The sequence below is a fragment of the Pseudocitrobacter sp. 73 genome (assembly GCF_008369545.1).
Lineage (GTDB): Bacteria > Pseudomonadota > Gammaproteobacteria > Enterobacterales > Enterobacteriaceae > Pseudocitrobacter > Pseudocitrobacter vendiensis.
On the sequence record NZ_VTZO01000089.1, the window covers coordinates 1 to 206 of the forward strand.

At 55.8% G+C, this 206-nt stretch carries 1 tRNA gene; it reads left to right on the forward strand.

Features of this window, described 5'->3' with window-relative positions:
* The first annotated feature begins 85 nt into the window (after positions 1-85).
* Positions 86-162 (forward strand) — tRNA-Met (locus tag F0Q32_RS25920).
* The last annotated feature ends 44 nt before the right edge of the window (positions 163-206 follow it).

Consider the following 206-nt stretch of genomic DNA (forward strand, 5'->3'; position numbering starts at 1 on the left):
GACAAGCGGGAAGGCACCGGTTGTTGATACCGGCATTCCCTGGTTCCAACCCCGGCACCACTGCCATCGAAGAAAGCAGTAAGCTGGGTACGTAGCTCAGAAGGTTAGAGCACATCACTCATAATGATGGGGTCACAGGTTCGAATCCCGTCGGAGCCACCAATTTAGGTTCTGGCGCCGCAAGGTGTGCGAGTTCAAGTCTCGCC